This window comes from Arthrobacter sp. H41, assembly GCF_000520535.1.
Lineage (GTDB): Bacteria > Actinomycetota > Actinomycetes > Actinomycetales > Micrococcaceae > Arthrobacter_D.
Genome location: NZ_KI914813.1, coordinates 1 through 4,556, shown reverse-complemented (window position 1 = coordinate 4,556; position 4,556 = coordinate 1). Strand labels below are relative to the sequence as shown.

The 4,556-nt window shown below is 64.0% G+C and carries 8 protein-coding genes; 5 read left to right on the top strand and 3 right to left on the bottom strand.

Going from position 1 to position 4,556, the window contains the following annotated elements; translation table 11 throughout:
- Positions 1 to 108: 108 nt before the first annotated feature.
- Complete coding sequence (locus tag Y705_RS0112505) at positions 109 to 333, bottom strand: heavy-metal-associated domain-containing protein (RefSeq protein WP_026533098.1); 225 nt, start codon at positions 331 to 333, stop codon at positions 109 to 111.
- 41 nt (positions 334 to 374) lie between these two features.
- Positions 375 to 698 (bottom strand): metal-sensitive transcriptional regulator, encoded by a 324-nt coding sequence (locus Y705_RS0112500; RefSeq protein ID WP_026533097.1) that lies wholly within the window; start codon positions 696 to 698, stop codon positions 375 to 377.
- Positions 699 to 841: 143 nt separating this feature from the next.
- On the opposite strand from Y705_RS0112500, the gene Y705_RS0112495 reads away from it, so the two are divergent.
- The 5 genes from Y705_RS0112495 to Y705_RS0112475 all read left to right on the top strand — a co-directional run bounded on the left by Y705_RS0112495 (position 842) and on the right by Y705_RS0112475 (position 3,749).
- Entirely contained in the window at positions 842 to 1,522 is a 681-nt protein-coding gene (locus tag Y705_RS0112495) for a DUF305 domain-containing protein (protein ID WP_049822712.1), read from the top strand.
- 58 nt (positions 1,523 to 1,580) lie between these two features.
- A complete protein-coding gene (locus tag Y705_RS0112490; RefSeq protein WP_026533095.1) occupies positions 1,581 to 2,231 on the top strand; it encodes a DUF3105 domain-containing protein in 651 nt (216 codons plus the stop codon).
- Positions 2,232 to 2,496: 265 nt separating this feature from the next.
- Positions 2,497 to 2,769, top strand: a complete 273-nt coding sequence (locus tag Y705_RS22745; protein ID WP_049822711.1) for a DUF6993 domain-containing protein — start codon at positions 2,497 to 2,499, stop codon at positions 2,767 to 2,769.
- Positions 2,762 to 3,556: a class E sortase gene (locus tag Y705_RS19740; RefSeq protein WP_049822710.1), complete on the top strand. Its 795-nt coding sequence runs from the start codon at positions 2,762 to 2,764 to the stop codon at positions 3,554 to 3,556. Before Y705_RS22745 ends, Y705_RS19740 begins: the two co-directional genes overlap by 8 nt.
- 4 nt (positions 3,557 to 3,560) lie before the next feature.
- Positions 3,561 to 3,749 (top strand): hypothetical protein, encoded by a 189-nt coding sequence (locus Y705_RS0112475; RefSeq protein ID WP_026533094.1) that lies wholly within the window; start codon positions 3,561 to 3,563, stop codon positions 3,747 to 3,749.
- Positions 3,750 to 3,855: 106 nt separating this feature from the next.
- Here Y705_RS0112475 and Y705_RS0112470 read toward each other — a convergent pair whose 3' ends face one another.
- Positions 3,856 to 4,488 carry an LPXTG cell wall anchor domain-containing protein gene (locus Y705_RS0112470; protein ID WP_026533093.1) on the bottom strand — a complete coding sequence of 211 codons (633 nt, stop codon included), beginning with the start codon at positions 4,486 to 4,488 and terminating at the stop codon, positions 3,856 to 3,858.
- Positions 4,489 to 4,556 lie beyond the last annotated feature (68 nt).

Below are 4,556 nucleotides of genomic sequence, written 5' to 3'. Positions count from 1 at the left end.
GCTCCACCCGGCCCACGCAAGACGCGCACGTCATGCCCTGGATATCGAGTTCCACCACGCGCGACGGCGTGGGGGAGGTCTGCGTCGGGGCTTCGGAGGTGCTCATGGTCAGGAGTCGCTGGAGGCCACGCTGTAGCCGGCCTCGGCAACGGCGTCGTTCACCGAGGCAGGATCCAGCGCGCCCTCAGACGTGATGGTGGTGGCAGAGAGGCCGCCCTTGACGAGGTCGATCTCCACCGACTGGACGCCGGGCAGGGTGCTGAGCTCGCTCTTCACCGCTTCCACGCAGTGGCCGCAGGTCATTCCGGTGACGTTGACAGTTGTGGTGCTCATGGTGGATCTCCTTCGGAAGGTGTTCTTGTGAAATGGTGCTTCTAGCGCAGGAGGCGGCCGATGGCCGCCGATGCTTCCCGCACTTTTTCCTGGACGTTCTCGTCGTTGCCGCTGACCTGTGACTCCTGGGCGGCACCGACCACGCAGTGGGCAATATGGTCTTCGAGGAGGCCCATGCTGACGGCGTGAAGTGCCTTGTTGATGGCGGACACCTGCGTGAGGATGTCGATGCAGTACTTGTCCTCATCGACCATCCGCGCAATGCCGCGGACCTGGCCCTCCACGCGCCGGAGCCGTGCCAGGTAGGCCTCCTTGTCTGCGCTGTACCCGCGGGCGGGCGGGGGTGAAACTATTGCTTCGCTCATAGGAATCTCCTTCGTCGATAAGCCAAGTATACCCTCTGGGGGTATAACTCTGGCGCAGGAGGTTCTATTCCTCCTGCCGTTGAGGAAACCACCAGCATCGTGCCGTACGTTTGAAAGTGAAATCCCACTTCCCAAGGACCTCAATGTTCACAACCATGCCCGCCTGGCAGCGGCTCACCCTGCTCGTTCTCGCGGGAATCGCCGTCGTGGCACTTTTTTTCCTGACGTTCACGGCCGGCCGCGTTGCGGCGAGCCCATCGCACCCCAATACCACCAGCGCCGACGCCGGTTTTGCGCGGGACATGCAGGTGCACCACGCGCAGGCAGTGCAAATGTCCATGATGCTGAGGGACCGCACCGAGGACGAGACGCCGCGGACCATCGCCTACGACGTCGCCATGACGCAGCAGCAGCAAATGGGACAGATGTACGCCTGGCTGCAGGAGTGGGGCCTCCCGCAGAGTAGCGCTGAACCCCGGATGGCGTGGATGACAGATGCGTCCATGGGTCACTCGATGGAGACGGGCAGTGCGGCCGGTATGGAAAGCACGGGCAGTGCAGGCAGCATGGCTTTGGCTGCCGACGGCCTGATGCCCGGAATGGCCACGCCCGAGCAGTTGGAAGAACTTGCCGCAGCATCGGGCGATGACGCCGAGCGAATCTACCTGACCCTGATGATCGAGCACCATAGGGCGGGCGTCGAGATGGCCGCTGCCGGCGTGGAACTCGCCGCGACGGACCAGGTACGCACCCTGGCAGAAAAAATCGAAGAGTCCCAGCAGGCCGAAATCGAGGTCATGCAGGCGTTGCTCGACGAGTTGTAACCGGCGACGCCGGTAGATTGAACAGAGAAACCCCACTCCGCGTTGAAGGAAATAATCGTTGAATAAGAAGAGAGCCCAGGAAAAGACGGACCGCCAGGCGCGTTTGGCGGCCATCCAGGCCCAGCAGCGGGCCGGCGAGCGAAAGCGCAACGCCCTGATCTTCGGTGGAATCGGCGCTGTGATCGTGGCCATCATCGTCGCTGTGACCATCGTGATCGTGGGCCAGATCCAGGATCGCAGCCGTGCCGAGGAGCTTGCGGCCCAGCCGATCGAGGGCCTGCAGACCTACGAGGACCTCTCCTTCAACCACACGGAGGCTGACGTCACGTACGAGCAGAACCCGGCCGCCGGCGGGGATCATGCCCCGGTCTGGACCAATTGTGGGATTTACACGGAGCCGGTGCCGGATACCAACACCGTCCATTCCATGGAGCACGGAGCAGTGTGGGTCACCTATCAGTCCGATCTCCCACAGGCAGAGATCGACGCACTGACCGACCTCGTGGGCAGCCGCTCGTACGTGGTGCTCAGCCCGAATCCCGACCAGGAGAGCGCGGTGGCCGCCACTGCATGGGGCCTCCAGCTCGAGGTCGACTCTGCCGAGGATGAGCGCCTCGGCGCCTTCCTGACCAAGTACATCGAGGGCGAGCAGACGCGCGAACCCGGCGCACCCTGCACCGGCGGCATCACCCCTCCGGGCGCTTCCTAAGTAGGGACCGGTGATTTCCGGAGATGGAGCCCGACGACGCCGCAACACCCGTCTTACGGCGCGCGCGATGCTGTGCCTTGCCCTGGCTGGAGTGCTGACCGGCTGCACCCAGTCGGCAGCGGACAGTGGAGGGGAAACGAAGGAACCGTTGCCTACGCCTTCCGTCACTTCCCCTCCGCCTTCCGGTTCTCCGCAGGAATCAGCTCCACTTACACCATCCGCAGAACCCGGGGCAGGCACCGCTGATGTCGCGCTTCAGCAATCCATGGAGACGGCGTTGGCGGACCTCGTGTTGTCCTCGCCCCAGCCCACTCGAGAACAACTTCGGGATGCCCTTCTGACCCGGGGGGTCCCGGCTGACACGCTGGAAATTTCTGCCAGCACCACGCCCACGGGGCTCGAGGCCGACGCCATCCAGGTTGGTGTCCTCAGCGGCACCGTGTGCCTGATGGCCTATGTCCGGGACGGCACGGTGTCGAGCGCGACCCTGCCGGTGCTTGCCAGCGGACAATGTTTTCTCGGTAGCGATCATGGTTAGCGCCGGCCCGAAGGGAAAGCGCGGGCGCTCCGGATCCCGGCGGGTGAGTGTCTTCGGGGTTGCCGGCGAGCTGCTCGTCACGTTCGGTCTGCTTGCCCTGCTGTTTGTGGGCTGGGAGTTCTGGTGGACCGGGGTGCAGGCGGGAGCCGTGCAGAGCAAAGCGGTAGAGCAGTTTGTCCGGGAGGCGCGTCCGTCGATGCCGCTGCCCGCGGTGCCTGGCGCCGCTTCGGGCCCCGAAGCAGTCGCCGGCCCCGCGGACTTCGGCCTTCCGCCGGTCGCAGATGCACCCGCGCCCGGTGAGACGTTCGGGGTCATCTATATTCCGCGCTTCGGCGCCGAGTACAGCCGCCCACTGGCGGAGGGCACGGGCATGGACGTCCTCGATACGTTGGGGCTGGGACGCTACCCTTCGACGACGATGCCCGGGGCGCCGGGAAACTTCGCAGTGGCAGGGCATCGGCAAACCCACGGGGCCGTCCTCGACAACATCCATACCCTGGTGCCGGGTGACAAGCTCTATGTCCAGACGGCGGACGGCTTCTACACCTACGTCTTCCGGAACACGGAGATCGTCCTGCCGGAGCGCACTGACGTGCTGCTTCCCGTACCCACTGATCCTGGGGCCAGTCCCCAGGAAAGCCTGTTGACCCTGACCAGTTGCAACCCGCGGTTCGGCCAGCAGGAGCGCATCATCGCCTATTCGGTGCTGGACTCCTGGCAACCCCTGTCAGCTGGACCGCCCGCTGAGATTGCCAGCCAACTGGCTGCCCTGCAGGAAGAAGGCTGATCTCATGTATGGATGGATCTTCCGGCAGTTGCCGGGTCCCCTGTGGGCACGGATTCTGACGTCGGTATTGATGATCGCCGTCGTGGTGGCGGTCCTCTTCCAGGTAATCTTCCCCTGGCTTTCCGCCACCATGGATCTCGCAAATCCGACTATCGGCGCAGCCTCCGCTCCGCATATCGCGGAATGGTTCTGACGAGGCTTTGATATCGCAGGCCGGGTGATCGCCCAATTACTATCGGACACACAAAAGCCGGGAGGGGCAATGCCCAACCCGGCTTCTGCGTGTGCTGTGGAACTAATTACGCTTCGGCGCCTGCGCGGCGGCGTGCAACAAAGATGCTTCCGGCGCCAAGGCCCAGAGCGCCGATGCCTGCAGCACCCCAGAGGAGCATTGCGGAATCGATTCCGGTGTTGGCGAGCTTGCCGTTTGCCGAGGTGGTGGTTCCACCGTTTGCTGAGGTGACTGTGCCGGCGGTGGCGTACTCGGAGTCGACAACAACCCGTGCGGTCACGGTTTCACCGGACGTGCGGCCCGTAGCCGTCAGCGTGTAGGTACCTTCTTCTTCGAGCTCAACCGAGTAGGAGAAGTTGCCGTTGGCATCTGCCTTGACGGAATCGGTGAGGACAACGGCGTTCAGGACAATCAGTCCGCCACGGGCCGCTGCAGCGCCGCCGGGGCCGAAGCCTGCAGCGGAGGGCTCTCCGGCGGTGAAGTCCACGGTGATGTCGATGATCTCGCCGGGCGTGAAGACGCCTTCGTTGCTGCTGAAGACGACGGTTTCACCCGGTGCAACGGTGGCGTCGCTGACGGTCGCGGAAGTTTCGTCGCCCACGTAGGCCGGGGTGGAGACAGGGCCAACGGCCTGGGCCGCTCCCGCTCCGAAGAAGGCAAGCGTTCCGGCAACGGCCAGAACTGAGGTGGTCTTGTTCATTTGTGCTCCCCATAAGGTGATTGAGACGAGAAAAGCTAGAGAGTGACCGGGCCTTCGATCCCCAAATG

Coding starts and splice junctions, on each gene's coding strand:
- Y705_RS0112505 (WP_026533098.1), bottom strand. CDS start 333: ATGAGCACCACAACTGTCAACGTCACCGGAATGACCTGCGGCCACTGC.
- Y705_RS0112500 (WP_026533097.1), bottom strand. CDS start 698: ATGAGCGAAGCAATAGTTTCACCCCCGCCCGCCCGCGGGTACAGCGCA.
- Y705_RS0112495 (WP_049822712.1), top strand. CDS start 842: ATGTTCACAACCATGCCCGCCTGGCAGCGGCTCACCCTGCTCGTTCTC.
- Y705_RS22745 (WP_049822711.1), top strand. CDS start 2,497: ATGGAGACGGCGTTGGCGGACCTCGTGTTGTCCTCGCCCCAGCCCACT.
- Y705_RS19740 (WP_049822710.1), top strand. CDS start 2,762: ATGGTTAGCGCCGGCCCGAAGGGAAAGCGCGGGCGCTCCGGATCCCGG.
- Y705_RS0112475 (WP_026533094.1), top strand. CDS start 3,561: ATGTATGGATGGATCTTCCGGCAGTTGCCGGGTCCCCTGTGGGCACGG.
- Y705_RS0112470 (WP_026533093.1), bottom strand. CDS start 4,488: ATGAACAAGACCACCTCAGTTCTGGCCGTTGCCGGAACGCTTGCCTTC.